19 protein-coding genes and 1 rRNA gene are annotated in these 20,713 nt (G+C 35.9%); 12 read left to right on the top strand and 8 right to left on the bottom strand.

Annotation, left to right across the window (positions count from 1 at the left end; genetic code table 11):
* The 7 genes from DT250_RS09585 to dnaA all read right to left on the bottom strand — a co-directional run.
* A 16S ribosomal RNA gene (locus DT250_RS09585) occupies positions 1–162 on the bottom strand; the annotation flags it as partial.
* Positions 163–403: 241 nt separating this feature from the next.
* Positions 404–2,875 (bottom strand): DNA gyrase subunit A, encoded by a 2,472-nt coding sequence (gene gyrA, locus DT250_RS09580; RefSeq protein WP_001282861.1) that lies wholly within the window; start codon positions 2,873–2,875, stop codon positions 404–406.
* 88 nt (positions 2,876–2,963) lie between these two features.
* Positions 2,964–4,886, bottom strand: coding sequence for a DNA topoisomerase (ATP-hydrolyzing) subunit B (gene gyrB, locus DT250_RS09575; RefSeq protein WP_000435974.1), 1,923 nt, complete (start codon positions 4,884–4,886; stop codon positions 2,964–2,966).
* 38 nt (positions 4,887–4,924) lie between these two features.
* Positions 4,925–6,052 carry a DNA replication/repair protein RecF gene (gene recF, locus DT250_RS09570; RefSeq protein WP_000470742.1) on the bottom strand — a complete coding sequence of 376 codons (1,128 nt, stop codon included), beginning with the start codon at positions 6,050–6,052 and terminating at the stop codon, positions 4,925–4,927.
* 12 nt (positions 6,053–6,064) lie between these two features.
* Positions 6,065–6,277, bottom strand: coding sequence for a S4 domain-containing protein YaaA (gene yaaA / locus DT250_RS09565; RefSeq protein ID WP_000821366.1), 213 nt, complete (start codon positions 6,275–6,277; stop codon positions 6,065–6,067).
* A gap of 127 nt (positions 6,278–6,404) precedes the next feature.
* Entirely contained in the window at positions 6,405–7,544 is a 1,140-nt protein-coding gene (dnaN, locus tag DT250_RS09560) for a DNA polymerase III subunit beta (protein WP_087981847.1), read from the bottom strand.
* 179 nt (positions 7,545–7,723) lie between these two features.
* Positions 7,724–9,064 (bottom strand): chromosomal replication initiator protein DnaA, encoded by a 1,341-nt coding sequence (dnaA, locus tag DT250_RS09555; protein ID WP_000428027.1) that lies wholly within the window; start codon positions 9,062–9,064, stop codon positions 7,724–7,726.
* Between the two features lie 565 nt (positions 9,065–9,629).
* Here dnaA and rpmH point away from each other — a divergent pair.
* From rpmH to spo0J, 10 genes are all read left to right on the top strand, one after another.
* Positions 9,630–9,764 (top strand): 50S ribosomal protein L34, encoded by a 135-nt coding sequence (gene rpmH, locus DT250_RS09550; RefSeq protein WP_000831901.1) that lies wholly within the window; start codon positions 9,630–9,632, stop codon positions 9,762–9,764.
* Positions 9,765–9,840: 76 nt separating this feature from the next.
* On the top strand, positions 9,841–10,188 hold the full coding sequence (rnpA, locus tag DT250_RS09545) for a ribonuclease P protein component (protein ID WP_000731505.1): 348 nt from the start codon (positions 9,841–9,843) through the stop codon (positions 10,186–10,188).
* Positions 10,189–10,240: 52 nt separating this feature from the next.
* Complete coding sequence (gene spoIIIJ / locus DT250_RS09540) at positions 10,241–11,008, top strand: YidC family membrane integrase SpoIIIJ (RefSeq protein WP_048542855.1); 768 nt, start codon at positions 10,241–10,243, stop codon at positions 11,006–11,008.
* Positions 11,005–11,622 carry an RNA-binding cell elongation regulator Jag/EloR gene (jag, locus tag DT250_RS09535; protein WP_087981845.1) on the top strand — a complete coding sequence of 206 codons (618 nt, stop codon included), beginning with the start codon at positions 11,005–11,007 and terminating at the stop codon, positions 11,620–11,622. Before spoIIIJ ends, jag begins: the two co-directional genes overlap by 4 nt.
* Positions 11,623–11,848: 226 nt before the next feature.
* Positions 11,849–13,225, top strand: a complete 1,377-nt coding sequence (gene mnmE, locus DT250_RS09530) for a tRNA uridine-5-carboxymethylaminomethyl(34) synthesis GTPase MnmE (protein WP_000393767.1) — start codon at positions 11,849–11,851, stop codon at positions 13,223–13,225.
* A gap of 46 nt (positions 13,226–13,271) precedes the next feature.
* Positions 13,272–15,161: a tRNA uridine-5-carboxymethylaminomethyl(34) synthesis enzyme MnmG gene (gene mnmG, locus DT250_RS09525; RefSeq protein WP_000541059.1), complete on the top strand. Its 1,890-nt coding sequence runs from the start codon at positions 13,272–13,274 to the stop codon at positions 15,159–15,161.
* Between the two features lie 21 nt (positions 15,162–15,182).
* The gene (rsmG, locus tag DT250_RS09520) at positions 15,183–15,902 is read left to right on the top strand and encodes a 16S rRNA (guanine(527)-N(7))-methyltransferase RsmG (RefSeq protein WP_001019619.1); all 720 of its coding nucleotides are present in this window, start codon (positions 15,183–15,185) and stop codon (positions 15,900–15,902) included.
* A 105-nt stretch (positions 15,903–16,007) separates the two neighbouring features.
* Entirely contained in the window at positions 16,008–16,880 is an 873-nt protein-coding gene (noc, locus tag DT250_RS09515; protein ID WP_000799025.1) for a nucleoid occlusion protein, read from the top strand.
* Between the two features lie 189 nt (positions 16,881–17,069).
* The gene (gene soj / locus DT250_RS09510; RefSeq protein ID WP_000516117.1) at positions 17,070–17,831 is read left to right on the top strand and encodes a sporulation initiation inhibitor protein Soj; all 762 of its coding nucleotides are present in this window, start codon (positions 17,070–17,072) and stop codon (positions 17,829–17,831) included.
* The gene (gene spo0J, locus DT250_RS09505; RefSeq protein ID WP_001051814.1) at positions 17,824–18,675 is read left to right on the top strand and encodes a stage 0 sporulation protein Spo0J; all 852 of its coding nucleotides are present in this window, start codon (positions 17,824–17,826) and stop codon (positions 18,673–18,675) included. Before soj ends, spo0J begins: the two co-directional genes overlap by 8 nt.
* Positions 18,676–18,695: 20 nt before the next feature.
* Here the strand turns inward: spo0J and yyaC are convergent, their stop codons facing one another.
* Positions 18,696–19,292: a spore protease YyaC gene (gene yyaC / locus DT250_RS09500; protein ID WP_001020737.1), complete on the bottom strand. Its 597-nt coding sequence runs from the start codon at positions 19,290–19,292 to the stop codon at positions 18,696–18,698.
* A 260-nt stretch (positions 19,293–19,552) separates the two neighbouring features.
* On the opposite strand from yyaC, the gene DT250_RS09495 reads away from it, so the two are divergent.
* Together DT250_RS09495 and DT250_RS09490 are read left to right on the top strand one after the other, a co-directional pair.
* Positions 19,553–20,410, top strand: a complete 858-nt coding sequence (locus DT250_RS09495; protein WP_000362298.1) for a mechanosensitive ion channel family protein — start codon at positions 19,553–19,555, stop codon at positions 20,408–20,410.
* 20 nt (positions 20,411–20,430) lie between these two features.
* The gene (locus tag DT250_RS09490) at positions 20,431–20,628 is read left to right on the top strand and encodes a DUF951 domain-containing protein (protein WP_000436051.1); all 198 of its coding nucleotides are present in this window, start codon (positions 20,431–20,433) and stop codon (positions 20,626–20,628) included.
* The last annotated feature ends 85 nt before the right edge of the window (positions 20,629–20,713 follow it).

Raw genomic sequence — 20,713 nt, 5'->3', positions numbered from 1 at the left:
GTTTCCCGGAGTTATCCCAGTCTTATGGGCAGGTTACCCACGTGTTACTCACCCGTCCGCCGCTAACTTCTTGAGAGCAAGCTCTCAATCCATTCGCTCGACTTGCATGTATTAGGCACGCCGCCAGCGTTCATCCTGAGCCAGGATCAAACTCTCCAATAAAGTTAGTTTGTCTAGCATCTAAAAATAAAAATTGACGTTTCACGTTGTTTGTTTCGTTCAGTTTTCAAAGAACTACTTCGCGTTTCAGCGACTTCCTTAATATAACATCGTTATTATTTTCGTCAACAAGTTTTTTAAGATAATTTGTATCTCTCGTTTGCTGACTCTGCCTATTATATAGAGTTTTCCATTGCTATGCAAGTATTATTATAAAAAAATAAGAGGAGGAAAAATCCCCCTCTTATTCTTCAGAAGAAACCTCTTCATTAGATTCCTCTTCTTCATCTTTCTGTGCTTTTGCTACCGTCGCTACCTCTTGCTCATCCTCTAATCGAATTAGACGAACACCTTGTGTATTACGTCCCATTTGAGAGATTTGATCAACTGGCATACGAATAATAACACCTGCTGCCGTAATTAACATGATATCTTCTTCACCTGTTACAGATTTAACAGCTACTAATTTACCGTTTTTATCTGTAATATTACAAGTCTTCAGACCTTTACCACCACGGCTTTGTAGACGGTATTCATCAATAGGTGTACGTTTTCCGTAACCATTTTTCGTTACGATTAGAACATTTACATCCTCTTCGACAATTTCCATGCCTACAACTTGATCTTCATCACCTAATGTAATTGCTTTTACACCAGCCGCATTACGTCCCATAGAACGCACATCTTGCTCGTTAAAGCGAATTAACATACCATTGCTTGTTCCTACAATAATATCCTTATCACCAGATGTTAAACGTACAGATATTACTTCATCCTCTTCACGAAGAGAGATGGCGATTAAACCATTCGTACGTATATTTGCAAATGATGAAAGTGGCGTTCTCTTAGAAATACCTTGTTTTGTTGTGAAGAATAAGAATTCATCATCACCAAATTCACGAATTGGAATAATGGCGTTAATCCATTCACCCTTATCTACACCTAATAAGTTAATAATAGGTATACCTTTTGCTGTACGACTATACTCTGGGATTTCATATCCTTTCGTACGGTATACTTTCCCTTTATTGGTAAAGAATAAAATGTGATCATGCGTAGAAGTAGTTAATAAATGCTCTACGAAATCATCATCATTTGTTCCCATTCCTTGCACACCACGTCCACCACGGTTCTGTGTTTTGTACGTAGAAGCCGGTAACCTCTTAATATAACCATTATGAGTTAACGTAATAGCGATGTTTTGCTCTGGAATCAAATCTTCATCTTCAATAAATTCCATGCCACCAATTGTAATTTCCGTTCGTCTCTTATCATTGAAGCGTTCTTTTACTTCCGTTAATTCTTCACGAATAATCTCAAGAACTTTCTCTTCATCTGCTAAGATTGCTTTTAATTCAGCGATTAACTTCATTAAGTCTTGATATTCTTGCTCAATTTTTTCACGTTCTAATCCTGTTAAACGTTGCAGACGCATATCTAAAATTGCTTGTGCTTGTTTCTCACTTAAACCGAAACGTTCCATTAAGCTCTGTTTTGCAATATCTGCTGTTTTCGAACTACGAATTAACGTAATAACTTCATCTAGATGATCTAGAGCAATTCGTAATCCTTCTAAAATATGAGCACGCGCCTCTGCTTTTTCTAATTCATAAGCAGTACGTCGACGAATTACTACCTTCTGATGCTCCAAGTAATGATATAAATTTTGTTTTAAATTCAGTACTTGTGGCTCTCCATTTACAAGAGACAACATATTAATACCGAAACTTGTTTGAAGTGCTGTATGTTTATATAGATTATTTAATAGTACATTGGCATTGGCATCACGGCGTACTTCCATAACAATACGCATACCGTTTCGATCTGACTCATCACGTAAATCCGTAATACCTTCAATTTTCTTATCACGAACTAATTCTGCAATTTTTTCAATTAATCGCGCCTTATTAACTTGATAAGGTAGTTCAGTTACGAGAATAGATTGTTTACCATTTGACTTCTCTTCAATTTCAACTTTAGCTCGAAGCATAATAGAGCCTCTACCTGTTTCATACGCTCTTCGAATCCCACTTCGTCCCAAAATTAAACCTGCTGTTGGAAAATCTGGTCCTGGAATAAACTCCATTAATTCCGCAATCGTAATGTCGGGATTATGGCTTAGTGCCAATACACCATCAATTACTTCACCGAGTTGATGTGGTGGAATATTCGTTGCCATACCTACCGCAATACCCGTCGTACCATTCACTAATAAATTAGGGAAACGCGCTGGCAATACAATTGGCTCTCTTTCAGAACCATCATAGTTATCTTGATAATCAATCGTATTTTTTGAAATATCACGTATTAATTCCATAGAAATCTTAGACATTCTTGCTTCTGTATAACGCATCGCTGCTGCTGAATCACCATCAACAGAACCAAAGTTACCATGCCCATCAACAAGCATATAACGTTGACTAAAATCTTGCGCCATACGTACCATAGTCTCGTAAACAGCTGAATCACCGTGAGGGTGATACTTACCGATTACTTCACCAACAATACGCGCTGATTTTTTATACGCTTTATCAGCTGTAATTCCTAAATCATTCATCGCATATAAAACCCTACGATGCACAGGTTTTAATCCATCACGAACATCTGGTAATGCACGAGATACGATAACACTCATTGCGTAATCTAAAAACGAGGTACGCATTTCATGACTAATATTAATTTCTCGAATTCGTGCTTGTTGTTGATTGTCTGACATCAACCAGCACCTCCTCTTACATTTCCGTTACACATACATTGATTTATATGTAGAAGACAGGAATACTTAGATTCCTGTCATTACCCATTTAAATATCAAGGTTTTTCACGTATTTTGCATTTTCTTGGATAAAGTTACGACGTGGCTCTACTTTATCTCCCATCAAAATTTCAAATGTTTCATCCGCTTCAATTGCATCTTGAAGTGAAACTTGAAGTAATGAACGTACTTCTGGGTCCATTGTCGTCTCCCATAACTGAGTTGGATTCATTTCCCCTAGACCTTTATAACGCTGAATCCCCGGCTTAGGTTGGGCTGGTAATTCAGCTAAGATTTTTTCAAGTTCCTTATCATTATAAGCATATTGAATTTTCTTACCTTGTTGTACTTTAAACAAAGGTGGCTGTGCAATATATATATAACCGCACTCAATTATTTGACGCATATAGCGATAGAAGAACGTTAATAATAGGGTACGAATATGCGCACCATCAACATCGGCATCCGTCATAATAATAACTTTATGATAGCGTGCTTTTTCAATAGCGAAGTCTCCGCCGATATTTGTACCAATCGCCGTAATAATTGTACGAACTTCATCATTTGATAAAATCTTATCTAAGCGTGCCTTTTCAACATTAATAATTTTACCCTTCAGCGGTAAAATTGCTTGGAAATGACGATCACGCCCTTGTTTTGCAGACCCACCCGCAGAGTCACCCTCTACGATATAGATTTCACTAATTGCTGGATCTTTAGAAGAACAGTCTGCCAATTTCCCTGGTAAACTTGAAACTTCTAAAGCACTCTTTCGGCGAGTTAACTCACGGGCCTTTTTAGCTGCTACACGCGCACGCGCTGCCATCGTCCCTTTATCTATAATCTTACGTGCAACATTCGGATTTTCCAGTAAGAACTTTTCAAATGCCTCTGAGAATACTGACTCTGTAATTGTTCTTGCTTCACTATTTCCAAGTTTCGTCTTCGTTTGTCCTTCGAATTGTGGATTTGGATGTTTAATTGACACAATCGCTGTTAAACCTTCACGAACATCTTCACCAGTTAAATTACTGTCCGCATCTTTTAAAATATTATTTTTACGACCATAATCGTTGATCACACGAGTTAAGGCTGTTTTAAATCCTACCTCATGTGTACCACCTTCATACGTATGAATATTATTTGTAAATGAGTAAATATGATTTGTGTATCCTTCGTTATATTGAAGCGCAACTTCAACCTGAATACCATCTTTTGAACCCTCTACATATACAGGTTCTTCATGAATTGGCTGTTTTGAACGATTTAAATGTTCAACATATGATTTAATTCCACCTTCATAATGGAATTCTTTCTTCTGTTTATGTTCACGTTTATCTTCAATTGTTAATTTAATATTACGATTTAAAAATGCTAATTCGCGCATACGAGTTGCTAACGTATCAAATTCGTATACTATTGTTTCCTGAAAAATTTCTGGATCTGGTTTAAATCGAGTTATCGTCCCTGTTTGATCTGTGTCACCAATGACTTTTAAATCCGCAACCGGGATACCTCTTTCGTATTTTTGATAATGAATTTTGCCTTCACGATGTACAAATACCTCTAGTTCTGTTGATAGAGCATTTACTACAGATGCCCCAACACCATGCAAACCACCAGAAACTTTATAACCGCCACCGCCAAACTTACCACCAGCATGAAGAACGGTCATTATAACTTCTACAGCAGGACGTCCCATTTTTTCTTGTATACCAACTGGAATACCACGTCCATTATCCGTTACAAGAATACTATTATCTTCTTCGATACTAACGTTAATTTCATCACAATACCCTGCAAGTGCTTCATCAATACTATTATCGACGATTTCCCACACAAGATGGTGAAGTCCTTTTCCACTTGTAGATCCAATATACATCCCAGGGCGTTTTCGAACCGCTTCTAATCCTTCAAGTACCTGTATCTGACTTTCATCATATGAGTTTTCTTCCATTTGCTTTTGTTCCATTGACACAAAGATCACCTACTTTTCCATTTAAATAGGGATTACGCCCTATCTATTTCACAATCTACCGTGCCGTTCGTTACATGAATTGTTTTCGCTTCTTTTAATGTTTCGTGTTCAATTCCGTCGACACTCGTCGTTGTCACAAATGTTTGCACTTTTCCTTGAATTGTATTTAACAGATGCGATTGACGATAATCATCTAATTCTGATAATACATCATCCAATAAAAGAATCGGATATTCCTTAACTTCTGAGTAAATCAATTCAATTTCAGCTAATTTTAGGGACAGTGCGGTCGTTCGTTGTTGTCCTTGCGAACCAAAGACTTGAACATTTTTACTATTAACGAAGAATTGTAAATCATCACGATGAGGACCAATTAAAGTCGTACCACGGAAAATCTCACGTTGTTTCACAGATTGAAAATTTTCATAGTATACTTCTTTTATTTTCGACAAATCCATTGATTCTGATACATCTACACTTGGTTTATAGACAATTTCTAATTCTTCTAATCCGCGGCTTATACCGCGATGAATTGGAGCTGCCCATTCTTGTAGTAAATGCAAAAACTCAAACCGTTTTTGCAATATTTTTGCACCATGCTCAATAAGTTGAAGTGTAAATACATCCAACATCGTTTCCTCATTCTTACTATTCCCTTGCATCTTTTTCAGCAAGTGATTTCGTTGCGTGAGCACCTTTTGATATTGACTCAATTCATACAAATAGATTGGAGCTATTTGGCCTAATTCCATATCTAAAAAGCGTCTTCTTACTTGAGGGCTTCCTTTTACAAGATTTAAATCTTCTGGGGCAAACATGACAACATTCATCATGCCAATATATTGACTCAATTTTTGTTGTTCAAGTTGATTTAATTTTGCCTTTTTACCTTTTTTCGAAATATTTAATTCCAAAGACAAAGAACTATTTCTCTTTTGTAATTTCCCTTTAATTTGACCGAAGTCTTCATCCCAACGGATAAGCTCGCGATCATTAGAGGTTCTATGAGATTTCGCCATCGCTAAAACATAAATAGCTTCCATCAAATTCGTTTTCCCTTGTGCGTTTTCACCGATAATCACATTCACTTTATCTTCAAAGGAAAGCTCTAACTTTTCATAATTGCGATAGTTTTTTAATTGTATTTCTGAAATAAACAAAGGGCTCCCCCTTTATGCCTGAACTTGGAAACTTCCGCTTCCTGGAATTTCAATAATATCGTTCGCATATAATTTGCGACCTCTTCTATTTTCAAGTTCTTGATTCACGTACACTTCATATTCTTGTAAAAACCATTTTACAGCGCCACCTGTATCAATTACATCGGCTAACTTCAAAAATTGTCCTAGTGTAATATACTCTGTTGAAATTTTAATACGTTTCATAAAATCGCTCACTTTCTGAAAGTGTTCATTCTTTCATTGTACTAAATAAACTAACATTAGGAAAGTAATACCCAAAAATCAAATAAGGGCTACTAGTATCTGAAAACTAGCAACCCTTACTTCTTACTTAGTAAGTACGAACCGGTAAAATTAATTGAATAATGGACTCATCATTTACTGTACGAATTAAGAATGGTCTCATCGCACCAGTAAAGCTAATTTTAATTTCAGTACTATCTAAAGCTTTTAGTGCATCCATCATATATTTTGCACTAAAAGATATTTTTAACTCTTCCCCATCCATCTTTTCACATTGAACTTCTTCTACTACCTTCCCAATTTCTGGTGAATTCGAAGAAATTTCTAGCATTTCCTGTTCTAAAGTTGATAATTTTACAACATTATTACGACCATCCCTTGCTAATAAAGATGCACGATCAATTGCTTGTAAAAATTCTTTTGTATTTACAAAAATATCTGTTTTACTTTCGGCTGGAATTAAACGAGTTGTATCCGGATAATTACCTTCTAACAATCTTGAGAAGAATAATAAATGCTTTGTACGGAATAATACTTGATACTCCGTAATAACGATATCTACCATTTCTTCAGACTCATCTAGAATTTTGCTTAATTCATTTAAGCTTTTACCTGGAATAACAACATTCGCTTGAAATTCATCTGCGATTCCTTCGATTTTTGCTTTTCGAAGAGCTAACCTGTGACTATCTGTAGCAATGCAAGTTAATTCGCTGTTATATACTTTCCAGTTTACACCTGTCAAGATTGGTCTTGTTTCAGAAGTGGAAACTGCAAATACAGTTTGTCTGATCATATGTTTCAGTAAATCTGTTGGGATCTTAAAAACATGATGTTCTTCAATTTGTGGTAACAATGGATATTCAGCAGAATCTAAACCATTTAAATTAAACTCTGATTTTCCAGAAATTATTTTTGTCATAAAATGATTTTCCACAGAAATTTCGACAGTCTCTTTAGGTAATTTTTTTACAATCTCACTAAAATATTTTGCTTGTAAAATAATACTTCCTGATTGTGCTACTTCTACGATTTCTTTTCCATTGTCTTCAACTGGGATAAAAGATTCAATAGAAATATCAGCATCGCTTCCTGTTAACGTAACTCCTTCTTCCGTAGCGACAACTTTAATTCCTGTAAGGATCGGAATTGTTGTACGAGAAGAAACAGCCTTCATTACATCTTGTACACTTCTTACAAGATAGTCTTTTTGTATTGTAAAACGCATAAAGAAAAACCTCCGGTAAGTATAATATTTTATTTAATTAATAAAGATAAAAAAATAGTAGTAATAGTAATAGGGCCTGTGGATATGTGGATAACCCCGTTGAAGGATGTAAAAACAGTCTATCTACATGTGGATAGACTGTGCGTAAAACAAGGGAAGTTATTCACACTATTCAGCTACTACTTTAAAATATCGTTAATTTCTTCAACTTGTTTTTGTAATTGCGTATCCGTTTTAAGCAGCTTAGAAATTTTTTCATGAGCATGGATAACTGTTGTATGATCACGTCCACCAAATTCTTCACCGATTTTAGGCAAGGAGTAATCTGTAAGTTCGCGTGATAAATACATTGCAATTTGGCGAGGGAAGGCAACTGATTTTGTTCGCTTTTTCGCCTTGAAATCTTCCAGTTTTATTTGATAAACATCTCCGACAGCCTTTTGAATATCATAAATGGAGATAATTTTTGGTTTAGAATTTGGAATAATATTTTTAAGTGCTTCAGCTGCTAAATCAGCATTAATATCTTTGTTAATTAAAGATGAATAAGCTACAACTCGGATAAGTGCACCTTCTAGTTCACGAATGTTTGAATCAATTTGATTTGCAATATAAAGCATAACCTCATTTGGTATATCGAGTCCTTCAGCCTTTGCCTTTTTACGTAAAATTGCAATTCGTGTTTCTAAATCTGGTGGCGTAATATCCGTAATGAGTCCCCATTCAAAGCGAGAACGAAGACGATCTTCTAAAGTTGGAATTTCTTTTGGTGGCCGATCACTTGAAATTACAATTTGTTTACTTTCTTCGTGTAATGCATTGAATGTATGGAAAAACTCTTCTTGAGTTTGTTCTTTTCCTGCTAGAAATTGAATATCATCTATCAATAAAACATCTACATTACGGTATTTATTACGAAAATCGACCGCTTTATTATCACGAATAGAATTAATGAATTCATTTGTAAATTTTTCTGATGATAAATATACAACCTTTGCGTTTGGGTTATGTTCAATTACATAATGACCAATTGCATGCATTAAATGGGTCTTTCCGAGTCCAACTCCCCCGTAAATAAAGAGGGGATTATATGCTTTAGCTGGCGCTTCGGCTACGGCCAATGAAGCAGCGTGAGCAAAACGGTTACCAGAGCCAATAACAAATGTATCAAACGTATATTTTGGATTTAGCATACTCTGTGGTAAATGATTAGAATCATCTTGTGCTGAATTTGGTTTAGAAGGAGGAAGATCAATCTCCTCTTCAGCTTGACTTTGGGGAATAATAAAGCGAATAGCTAATTTTGCCCCCGTTAAATCATAAAGTGTTTCCGAAATTAGCTCTGAATAATGAGATTCTAACCAATCACGAGCGAATTCATTTGGAGCTGTAATTGTTAACACGTCTTTCTTTAAATTATGTGCGGTTGTTGATTTTAACCATGTTTCATAACTTGGTTTACTGACCTTTTTTTCTAGTTCTTTTAAGGCGCTGTTCCATAAATCAGAGATGTTTTCCAAAGGTGTCCCTCCTTTACTAAGATGGTAAAAGAATAAGGTTGCGCAACAAATGTACAACCTAAATAAATATAAAATGTATATTTATACGAAACGTATTTTAAAACCTAAAAACGTCGTTTGTATATGAGATAGGGTTTTCGACAAAAAAAGCAAATGTGGATAAGCATTTACCCACATGTGATTAAAACTGTCCACATGTTATACACAAATTGTGGATAAGATAAAGGTGTGGAAAACTTATTCAAAGTGAAAACACAACTATAATATCAAAAAAAAGTAGCTATAGCAATGAATTTAAGAAAGTTATCCACAAAATCAATACCTTGTGGAATAAACTTGTCCACAACACGATATACTGTGTAAAAGTACGAAAAGGGTTTGTGGATATAAAAACCGAGAAAAAACATTTATCCACAAGGAAATATAGGGTCTGTGAAAAAGTATGTGAATAGGTTCAAAATGAATATTTGATGAAAATTTCGAGAACCATTGACATTTTCCTAGTTGATTAACTATAATTTATAGGACTGTCTTTAACAGATATTCCTCAGGGAGGTGTCATATAATGAAAAGAACTTACCAACCAAATAAACGTAAGCGCAGCAAAGTACATGGTTTCCGCAGCCGTATGAGCACAGCGAACGGACGTAAAGTGCTAGCAGCTCGTCGTCGTAAAGGAAGAAAAGTATTATCTGCGTAGACCACTGATCGTTCAGTGGTCTTTTTTTCTAATAATAGTGAATTTCCACTGATGAACTACAGGAGTGTCAATTGATATGAAGAAAAAATATCGTATAAAAAAGAATGATGAATTCCAGACGGTTTTTCAAAAAGGAAAATCGAACGCTAACCGTCAGCTTGTTGTCTATCAACTAGATAAGGGAGAGCAGCCAAACTTTCGTATTGGCCTTTCTGTCAGCAAGAAAATAGGAAATGCAGTAGTGCGTAACCGAATTAAACGTATGATTCGCCAGTCGATCACAGAATTAAAAGATGAGATAGATTCTGGAAAAGATTTTGTTATAATAGCAAGGAAGCCTTGTGCAGAGATGACATATGAAGAATTAAAGAAAAGCTTAATTCATGTCTTTAAACGCTCTGGTATGAAAAGAATAAAAAAGTAGCGTAAGGAAATGAATTACACTATATACATACCGAAACAAGGAGGAGCAGGCTTTGAAAAAGAAAATAGGTTTACTAGCCATGGTTATTGCATTAATGGCAATTGCTGCTGGCTGTAGTGAAGTGAAACAGCCGATTACACCGAAAAGTACTGGAATTTGGAATGAATATTTCGTATATCCGCTTTCTCAGTTAATTACGTATTTTGCCAACTTATTTGGTAGTAATTACGGTTTAGCAATCGTTGTTACAACTCTTATCATTCGTTTTGCATTATTACCATTAATGATTAAACAAACGAAGAGTACGAAAGCAATGCAAGCGTTACAACCAGAAATGGTGAAGTTAAAAGAGAAATATAGTTCTAAAGATCAAGCAACACAGCAAAAACTACAACAAGAAATGATGCAGTTATATCAAAAAAATGGTGTAAACCCATTAGCAGGGTGTTTACCGATATTTGTTCAGATGCCTATTTTATTTGCGTTTTACCATGCGATTATGAGAACGGCAGAAATTAGTAAGCATACATTTTTATGGTTCGACTTAGGGCAGGCAGATCCGTACTATATCTTACCGGTTGTCGCGGCAATTACGACATTTATTCAGCAAAAGCTTGCAATGGCAGGAACAGCTGGTCAAAATCCGCAAATGGCAATGATGATTTGGCTTATGCCAATTATGATTTTAGTCTTTGCAATTAACTTCCCAGCTGCATTATCACTTTACTGGGTTGTTGGTAATATCTTTGGTATCGCTCAAATGTACTTGATCAAGGGGCCAGAAATTAAGGCTAGTAAGGCAGAAGGATCAAGCAAGTGAGTGTAATTACTGCTAAAGGACAAACAGTCGAGCTGGCAGTACAAGATGCTTTAAGGCAACTAAATGTTCTAAAAGACCGAGTAGATATAAATATTATCGATGAGGGTAAAAGAGGGTTCCTAGGTTTATTTGGGAATCGACCTGCAGTAGTAGAAGTTGTATTGAAAAAAGATCCGATTCAAGAATGTGAAGAATATTTAAAAAATATTATTCATGATATGGGTGTGGAAGCTGAGATTAGTAAAATTGTAAAAGGACGCGAAGTTGAATTTACAATTTCTGGCGAAAACATAGGTGTTTTGATTGGGAAAAGAGGAAACACCTTGAATTCTTTGCAGTATTTAACAAAACTTGTGGCGAATCGTAGTACGAAGCAGTATATTGGCATCACACTAGATGCTGAAAATTATCGTAGTAAAAGAAAAGCTACATTAGAAGCACTTTCTTATCGATTAGCAAAACAAGTAGTAAGTACGAAAAAAAGAGTTGTGTTGGAGCCTATGCCATCTTTTGAACGAAAGATTATCCACCAAGCATTATCTAATCATCAAAATATCATTACAACTTCTGAAGGAAAAGAACCACATCGACATGTTGTAATATCTTCCAAGTGACCGGTTACTCAATTGAGTGCCGGTTTTTTTGAGGGGAAAATAGGTGTGGATAACTAAAAAACACTAAACTTATCCACTGTGAATAAGTTTAGTGTTTTTTACATGAGGACATAATAAAATGAGTTATTATTCTTTTGTAGATAGGTTCGTTATGGTATTCTAATAATTTAGTGAAGAAAATAATCATGTTGAAATAGAGATAAATAAGCAAGTGAGGTGAAAGGACATGGAATTTGATACAATTGCCGCGATTTCCACAGCGCTTGGAGAGGGTGCAATTGCCATTGTTCGAGTAAGTGGAGATGATGCGGTTGAAAAAGTTAATCGTATTTTTAAAGGGAAGGATTTAACAGAAGTTCCTTCTCACACAATTCATTATGGTCATATTGTCGATTTAGATACAAATCAGGTTATTGAAGAAGTGATGGTATCTATTCTGCGTGCACCAAGGACTTTTACACGTGAAAATATAGTGGAAATTAACTGTCACGGCGGACTTGTTTCGGTAAATAAAGTATTGCAGCTTATTTTAGCGCAAGGAGTACGATTAGCAGAGCCTGGTGAATTTACAAAACGTGCTTTTTTAAATGGCCGTATTGATTTATCACAAGCAGAAGCTGTTATGGACTTAATCCGTGCAAAAACAGATCGTGCAATGAACGTAGCGATTAATCAAATGGAAGGACGATTATCTAAATTAATCGGCCGTCTGCGTCAGGACATATTAGAAACGTTGGCTCATGTTGAGGTAAACATAGATTACCCGGAATATGATGATGTGGAAGAAATGACACATAATATTTTAATTGAGAAAGCTACACATGTTCGCACGGAAATTGCAAAAATATTAGAAACATCGAAGCAAGGAAAGATTTTACGTGAAGGTATTGCTACTGCAATCATCGGTAGACCTAACGTTGGGAAGTCATCGCTATTAAATAGTCTTGTTCAGGAGAAAAAGGCAATTGTAACTGATATTGCAGGAACAACTCGTGATGTTATTGAAGAGTACGTTAATGTGCGTGGTGTACCACTTAAACTTATAGATACAGCCGGGATTCGTGAAACAGAAGATGTTGTTGAACGAATTGGTGTAGAGCGTTCAAAAGAAATGATGAGCCAAGCTGATTTAGTGTTAGTTGTCGTTAATTATAGCGAGGCTTTAACGCATGAGGATGAAGATTTATTCCGTGCCGTACAAGGAAAAGATTTCATTGTTATTGTAAATAAGACAGATTTATCGCAAGTAATCGATATGGAACGTGTTACAGAATTGGCAGCGGGAAATCGTATTATTACAACATCGTTAATTGAGGAACAAGGAATAGATGAGCTTGAAAAGGCAATAGCTGATTTATTCTTTGAAGGAACAATTGATTCTGCAGATGTGACATATGTTTCTAACGCGAGACATATTGGATTATTAACACAAGCAGGAAAAACAATTGGAGATGCAATTGAGGCAATAGAAAATGGTGTTCCAATTGATATGGTGCAAATTGATTTAACAAGAACGTGGGAAATACTTGGTGAAATTACTGGTGATACCGTCCATGAAAGCCTAATTGACCAGTTGTTCTCTCAATTTTGTTTAGGAAAATAATATAGCGATGTTTGAGAAAGATAGAGATTTTTAGGAGGAATAAACAATGGGATACAATGCCGGTTCATACGATGTCATAGTAATCGGTGCAGGTCATGCAGGATGTGAAGCTGGTCTTGCGGCAGCACGAATGGGCTCCAAAACATTAATGTTAACAATTAATTTAGATATGGTGGCGTTTATGCCATGTAACCCTTCTGTTGGTGGACCAGCAAAAGGGATTGTTGTTCGGGAAATTGATGCATTAGGCGGAGAAATGGGACGCAACATCGATAAAACATATATTCAAATGCGTATGTTAAATACAGGTAAAGGACCAGCTGTACGCGCGCTTCGCGCACAAGCAGATAAGTTTTCTTACCAGCATGAATTAAAGAAAACAATTGAAGAAACACCAAATTTAACGTTGTTCCAAGGAATGGTTGAGCGTTTAATCGTTGAAGATGGCGAATGTAAAGGGGTAGTTACGCAAGCTGGTGCTGAATATACAGCCAAAACAGTGGTAATTACGACTGGAACATTTTTACGCGGTGAGATTATTATGGGAGATTTAAAATATTCGAGCGGTCCGAATAATCAACAACCATCTATTACTTTATCCGAGCATTTAGAGGAGCTTGGATTTGATCTTGTTAGATTTAAAACAGGTACACCTCCGCGTGTAAATAGTAATACGATTGATTACAGTAAAACAGAAATTCAGCCAGGTGATGATAAACCGCGAGCTTTCTCTTTTGAAACGACAAAATTTATTATGGATCAAATTCCATGTTGGTTGACGTATACAAGTACGGAAACACATCGTTTAATAGATGAAAACCTACATCGCTCAGCTATGTATTCTGGTATGATTAAGGGAACAGGACCTAGATATTGTCCTTCAATTGAAGACAAAGTAGTAAGATTTAATGATAAACCACGTCATCAAATTTTCTTAGAGCCAGAAGGACGTAATACACAAGAAGTGTATGTACAAGGTTTATCCACAAGCTTACCAGAAGATGTGCAACGTGATATGCTTAGAACAATACCTGGCCTAGAAAATGTTGAAATGATGCGTACAGGTTATGCAATTGAATATGATGCAATTGTGCCAACACAACTATGGCCAACACTTGAAACGAAAAAAATTAAGAATTTATATACAGCAGGACAAATTAACGGAACTTCTGGTTACGAAGAGGCGGCAGGACAAGGGCTTATGGCTGGGATTAATGCAGCATGTCGTTCTTTAGGTAAAAAAGAAGTTATTTTAGGTCGCGCGGATGCTTATATTGGTGTCTTAATTGATGACCTTGTAACGAAAGGTACAAATGAACCATATCGCTTATTAACATCTCGTGCAGAATATCGCCTATTATTACGCCACGATAATGCTGATCTTCGTTTAACTGAAGTTGGTCGTGAAATTGGATTAATTAAAGAAGAGCGCTATGAGCGATTTACAAATAAAAAATTAAAAATTGAACAGGAAAAGGAACGTTTAAGCAGCATTATTATTAAACCACGTCCTGAAGTTCAAGAATTAATTCGTAGTATTGGCGGAAGTGAATTGAAAGATGGAATACGTGCAAGTGACTTATTACGTCGTCCAGAGATGACATATGAGCATATTCATCTTTTAGTACCAAGCGAAGTAGAATTAAGTGATGAAATTACAGAACAAGTTGAAATTCAGATTAAGTACGAAGGATATATCGAAAAATCCTTACAGCAAGTAGAGCGTATGAAGAAAATGGAAAACAAAAAAATCCCTGTGGATATTGATTATGATGCGATTTCTAGCCTTGCCTCAGAAGCGAGACAGAAATTGAAAGATGTGCGTCCACTTTCAATGGGGCAGGCTTCACGTATTTCTGGCGTGAATCCAGCGGATGTTTCTATTTTACTTGTGTATATTGAACAAGGAAAAATTGCGCGAGTATCGAACCAATAAATAGTAAGGAGATATTGTTAGATGAACATAGAACAATTTCAATCTATGCTAGAAGAGAAGGGTATCACCCTCTCTTCTAGACAGTTAGAGCAGTTCGAAATCTACTTTGAAACATTAGTAGAGTGGAATGAAAAAATGAACTTAACGGCTATTACGGAGAAAGAGGAAGTATATTTAAAACACTTTTTTGATTCCATTACAGCTGCTTTTTATTATGATTTTTCAGAACCATTCTCAATTTGTGATGTTGGCGCAGGAGCTGGATTCCCAAGTATTCCTTTGAAAATCTGTTTCCCGCACTTAAAAGTAACAATTGTAGACTCATTGCAAAAACGTATTAACTTCTTAAATCATTTAGCACAAAAGTTGGAATTAGGTGACGTTGCGTTTTGTCACGATCGTGCGGAAACATTTGGGAAAAAAGAAGGTGTACGTGAATCATACGATATTGTAATGGCACGTGCAGTCGCGCGTCTTTCGGTATTGAGTGAGCTATGTTTACCACTTGTAAAAGTTGGGGGAACATTCATTGCAATGAAAGGTGCCGCAGCAAACGAAGAAATTGAAAATGGCAAGTATGCTTTAGAGGTGCTAGGTGGGAATTTAAAAGAAATGTCTACGTTCCAATTACCGTTTGAAGAAAGTGAACGTAATATTTTATTAATCGAGAAAAAGCGCAAGACACCAAAGAAATATCCACGCAAACCGGGAACACCCAATAAATTACCTATTGAAAAATAAATCTTATTAGACGTAAGATTAAATTATATAAATGAAAACGTAAATGTTTCATAGGAAACATTTTATGGAGAATAGTCAATAGGCCTAAAAGGTGGTGGAATATGTATGAAAAATACGTTTTCTCGTTTATTTGGCTTTGGAGATAAAGAGAGCGAATTCGAATTACAAGACGAAAGCCATGAAGAAATAGATAAAAAGGTATATGAAGAAATACAAGAAATTCCGATAGTAAATATTACCCCTAACCGTTATCAACCACGAACAGTTTTTGATGATGCACGAATTGAAGAGCTAGCACTAACGATTCGTACACATGGGCTGATTCAGCCGATTGTTGTGAGGCAATATGAGGATGACAAGTACGAGATTATCGCTGGAGAAAGGCGTTTCCGTGCGGCAACAAAGTTAGGGTGGGAAAAAGTTCCTGCAATTATAAAGAACTTAAATGATACAGAGACAGCTTCTGTAGCTTTAATTGAAAACTTGCAACGTGAGGAACTAACAGCAATCGAGGAAGCTGTGGCATATCAAAAGCTAATTGAGTTACATAATTTAACACAAGAAGCATTGGCACAACGACTTGGAAAAGGACAATCCACAATCGCAAATAAGTTGCGATTGTTAAAGTTGCCTGAAGAAATAAAACGTGCGTTATTAGAAAAAAGTATTACAGAACGTCATGCCCGCGCTCTCATTCCTTTAAAGAATGAGGAATTACAACTGAAGGTTTTACAGGAAATTGTGGAGAAACAACTGAATGTAAAGCAAACAGAGGAACGAATTGCGAAATTACTAGAGGAAGCCAAACCGAAGCGTAAGGCAAAGCAAAAAGCAGTAAGTCGAGATACGAGAATTGCCATGAATACAATTAGGCAGTCATTACAAATGGTTGCTGACAGTGGTTTAAATGTTAATTCTGCGGAAGAAGAATTTGATGAGTACTATCAAATTACAATTAAAATTCCGAAGAAAAAATAATAATGGTGTGTTAGAGACCTTATCCTACTGGATAGGTCTCTTTTACTATATTTTCTTGTTAGATGAAGAAGGAGTTTAGAAATAAATTTTGAAGTTTAATAAGGACGTAAAAGAAAAACTTTTATTTCATGTTACAATAAACGTAATTGTTACTAGAATAAGATAGAAAGGTTGAAAGTAGGTGACATCATGGGAAAAATCATTGCTATTGCCAATCAAAAAGGTGGCGTTGGAAAAACAACAACATCTGTTAATTTAGGGGCTGGATTGGCACAAGTAGGTAAAAAAGTCCTTCTTGTAGATATTGACGCTCAAGGAAATGCAACGACTGGTGTGGGAATTGAAAAATCCGAATTAGATCAATGTATTTACAATGTTCTTGTGGAAGATGCAGATGTTCAAGGGGTTATACGTAAAACCGCAACTGAAAACTTAGATGTTCTACCCGCTACAATTCAATTGGCAGGTGCTGAAATTGAATTGGTACCGACTATTTCCCGGGAAGTACGTTTACAAAGGGCATTACAGCCAGTTCGTGATGAATATGACTATATTATTATCGACTGTCCCCCGTCCTTAGGGTTATTAACGATTAATGCATTAACCGCAGCAGATTCTGTTATTATTCCTGTTCAATGCGAATATTACGCACTAGAAGGATTAAGTCAGCTATTAAATACAGTTCGACTTGTGCAAAAGCACTTAAATAAAAATCTAGCAATTCAAGGTGTATTGTTAACGATGTTGGATGCCCGTACGAATTTAGGGATTCAGGTTATAGATGAAGTGAAAAAATACTTTAGGGATAAAGTATACCGTTCGATTATTCCTCGTAATGTTCGTTTAAGTGAAGCACCAAGTCATGGGAAACCAATTATGCAGTATGACGCTAAATCAAGAGGGGCAGAAGTATATATAGATTTAGCAGAGGAAGTGATTGCAGGTGGCTAAAGGATTAGGAAGAGGAATTAATGTGTTTTTTCCTGATTTAGATGTGAAAGAAGAAGAGGCAATTCAGGAGATTGTGATAACTGAATTAAGACCGAATCCATATCAACCACGTAAACACTTTAATAAAGAGGCAATTCAAGAATTATCGGCCTCTATTAAAGAGCACGGCATATTGCAACCGTTAATTGCTAGGAAGAGTATTAAAGGATATGAAATTGTTGCAGGTGAAAGAAGATATCGTGCTGCCAAAGAGGCAGGGCTCGAAAAGGTACCTGCTGTTGTAAGACAATTAAATGAGCAGCAAATGATGGAGTTTGCATTGCTTGAAAACTTACAACGAGAAGATTTAAACCCAATGGAAGAAGCAATGGCATATCAAATGTTAATGAATGAGCTAAATGTAACGCAAGAACAATTAGCAAAACGTCTTGGTAAGAGCAGACCTTACATTGCAAATTATACTCGGTTATTAAGCCTCCCTTCTTTTGTGCAAGATATGATTGCAAATGGTCAACTTTCAATGGCCCATGGGAGAACTTTGCTTACTATAAAAGATGAAGAACAATTGAAATCTTTATTAAAACGAATCGAAAAAGAAGGATTAAACGTTCGTCAATTAGAGAAAATTGTTCAGGAGATTAATCAACGCGTTTCACGTGAAACAAAACAAGTGAAAAAAGAGAGAAACATATTTTTCGTAGAACGCGAAACGTTCTTAAGAGAAAAGTTTGGCACAGATGTGAAAATTAAAGAAACGAAAAAAGAAAAAGGTAAAATCGAAATTGAATTTTTTAATAAAGAAGATTTAAATCGTATTTTAGAATTATTAGCGCAGAAAAACTAAAAAGCAAACCATCTTATTATTTATAGATGGTTTGCTTTTTTTAATACAGATAATTTTTGGTCTGTTTCTTTTATACTTTGTGCAATTACATCAGCCATTTTCATGACTAAACTTAATCTTGTATTTTGCAGGACGAAAAACTCCATAAAACCATTTAGATTTACGATGCCATGAATATGTAAATCACCAACTGCAGGTAATTTTTTATTCATCGCAGCTCCAGGTTTACTAGGCCCCATTCCGGTAGTGATGGAACCGATGTTTTGAGACTTTCCTAAACAGGCATCAACCGCAATTATAAATGAAGTAGGATTATCTTTCTGTATATTCTGAATTCTTTCTTCTAAATTTAGCGCATGCACTGGCTCATCTAGTGTGCCGAACACTTGGAAGTTTTTAATTCCTGCTTGTTCTAGTTTCGTACCGACTAACGGACCGAGTGCATCGCCTGTAGAACGATCTGTTCCGATACAAACGAGAATAATCGGTATATTCGTTTTAATAGGGATATGGGAAAGTAAGAAGTTACTAATTGTCTCGGAGGCTTCTACGTCTTGGTGCATAACATTTTGAGTTTCTTTTTCGAAAAAGGGTAAGCGAAAACTTCCAATATTCATGAAGCATCCATCCTTTTAATAAATTTTCAAAATATGTTATATGGTGAGTAAAATGGAAAACTATAAGTGCGTACTTCCTGTAAAACTTGAGTGAAAACGGAAATAATAGTACTAGTATATATATATTCGTTCCATTTTATACCTGCATGGAAGTTAACAAATACAATTAAAGTCATAAAAATTTTTCAGAAATCAGGGTGACTTCTGATACAATAAGAAGGATGATTAAAAAGAAATTTTAGCTGGAGAGGTAGAGGTACATGGATTTAGCGTTGAAATGGTTTGAGTCCATTGATTGGACGAATATAGGTGTGAAATCACTAAAAATAGTCGTTATTTTAATACTTGGTGCAATTATTGTGCGAGTTGCGCGTGCAATTGTACGAAATGCGTTTCGTATGGGAAGCCGTTCGCCAATTCAAATTTCAGAACGTCGTACAGTTACAGTAGCGAAGTTACTTGAAAATATTGTGGCATACGTTGTTATGTTCATTATGTTAATTGCGATTTTGGGTGTGTTTAATATTAATGCATCTGGTTTATTAGCGGGTGCCGGGGTAATTGGTTTAGCAGTCGGATTTGGTGCTCAAAGTTTAGTAAAAGATGTTATTACGGGGTTATTTATTTTGCTAGAAGATCAATTTTCAGTAGGTGACTATGTAAAAATTGGTCAGTTTGAAGGTGTCGTTTTAGAAATTGGACTTCGTACAACAAAAGTAAAGAGTTGGACAGGCGAAATTCATACTTTACCAAATGGAAGTATTATTCAAGTTACGAACTATTCAGTTAGTAATAGTGTAGCATTTGTTGATGTATCCATTTCGTATGAGGCTGACATAGCGAAAGCGGAGCAAGTCATTGAAGAGTTATTAGAAGAATTACCTGCACAGTATACGCAAATGGTAGCAAAGCCTCAGTTATTAGGTGTGCAAACATTGGCTGCGTCAGAAGTTATATTACGTGTTATTGCGGAAGTAGAGCCGATGCAACATGCGGTTGTTGCGAGAGCCCTTCGTAAAGAAATTAAAAATCGTCTAGATTTACATGGGATTGAAATTCCATATCCACGTATGGTTTTATATAATCGTGAAGAATTGGTGAGTGGAAAAGCAATTTAGTATGGAGAGGGGTTTGGAGAATGGAGCAAAAGCAGTATAACTTGTACGATGTTGTGGAAATGAAGAAAGCCCACCCATGTGGTGAGAATCGCTGGAAAATTATTCGTATGGGAATGGATATCCGCATTAAGTGCGAGGGATGTGACCATTCAGTAATGATTCCTCGAAGAGAATTTGATCGTAAGGTGAAAAAAATACTTGTGAAGCACGAAGAATAGAGAGAAAGTAACAGTTGCAATGGGTAGCTGTTACTTTTTTTCGTTTGGAGGAAACTTGTCATTTTTTTCGTTACTATCTATAATG

The organism is Bacillus sp. AR2-1 (assembly GCF_008368755.1).
In the GTDB taxonomy this organism is placed as follows: Bacteria; Bacillota; Bacilli; order Bacillales; family Bacillaceae_G; genus Bacillus_A; species Bacillus_A wiedmannii.
The sequence above is the reverse complement of the archived record's forward strand: the minus strand, read 5'-3'. Positions and strand labels throughout refer to the sequence as shown.

What these genes read in the sequence shown, in the direction of transcription:
- rsmG (WP_001019619.1), top strand. Translation starts at nt 15,183, where the DNA reads ATGAACATAGAACAATTTCAATCTATGCTAGAAGAGAAGGGTATCACC.
- DT250_RS09495 (WP_000362298.1), top strand. Translation starts at nt 19,553, where the DNA reads ATGGATTTAGCGTTGAAATGGTTTGAGTCCATTGATTGGACGAATATA.
- noc (WP_000799025.1), top strand. Translation starts at nt 16,008, where the DNA reads ATGAAAAATACGTTTTCTCGTTTATTTGGCTTTGGAGATAAAGAGAGC.
- DT250_RS09490 (WP_000436051.1), top strand. Translation starts at nt 20,431, where the DNA reads ATGGAGCAAAAGCAGTATAACTTGTACGATGTTGTGGAAATGAAGAAA.
- rpmH (WP_000831901.1), top strand. Translation starts at nt 9,630, where the DNA reads ATGAAAAGAACTTACCAACCAAATAAACGTAAGCGCAGCAAAGTACAT.
- dnaN (WP_087981847.1), bottom strand. Translation starts at nt 7,544, where the DNA reads ATGCGTTTTACAATACAAAAAGACTATCTTGTAAGAAGTGTACAAGAT.
- yyaC (WP_001020737.1), bottom strand. Translation starts at nt 19,292, where the DNA reads ATGAATATTGGAAGTTTTCGCTTACCCTTTTTCGAAAAAGAAACTCAA.
- mnmG (WP_000541059.1), top strand. Translation starts at nt 13,272, where the DNA reads ATGGGATACAATGCCGGTTCATACGATGTCATAGTAATCGGTGCAGGT.
- mnmE (WP_000393767.1), top strand. Translation starts at nt 11,849, where the DNA reads ATGGAATTTGATACAATTGCCGCGATTTCCACAGCGCTTGGAGAGGGT.
- gyrB (WP_000435974.1), bottom strand. Translation starts at nt 4,886, where the DNA reads ATGGAACAAAAGCAAATGGAAGAAAACTCATATGATGAAAGTCAGATA.
- gyrA (WP_001282861.1), bottom strand. Translation starts at nt 2,875, where the DNA reads ATGTCAGACAATCAACAACAAGCACGAATTCGAGAAATTAATATTAGT.
- rnpA (WP_000731505.1), top strand. Translation starts at nt 9,841, where the DNA reads ATGAAGAAAAAATATCGTATAAAAAAGAATGATGAATTCCAGACGGTT.
- soj (WP_000516117.1), top strand. Translation starts at nt 17,070, where the DNA reads ATGGGAAAAATCATTGCTATTGCCAATCAAAAAGGTGGCGTTGGAAAA.
- yaaA (WP_000821366.1), bottom strand. Translation starts at nt 6,277, where the DNA reads ATGAAACGTATTAAAATTTCAACAGAGTATATTACACTAGGACAATTT.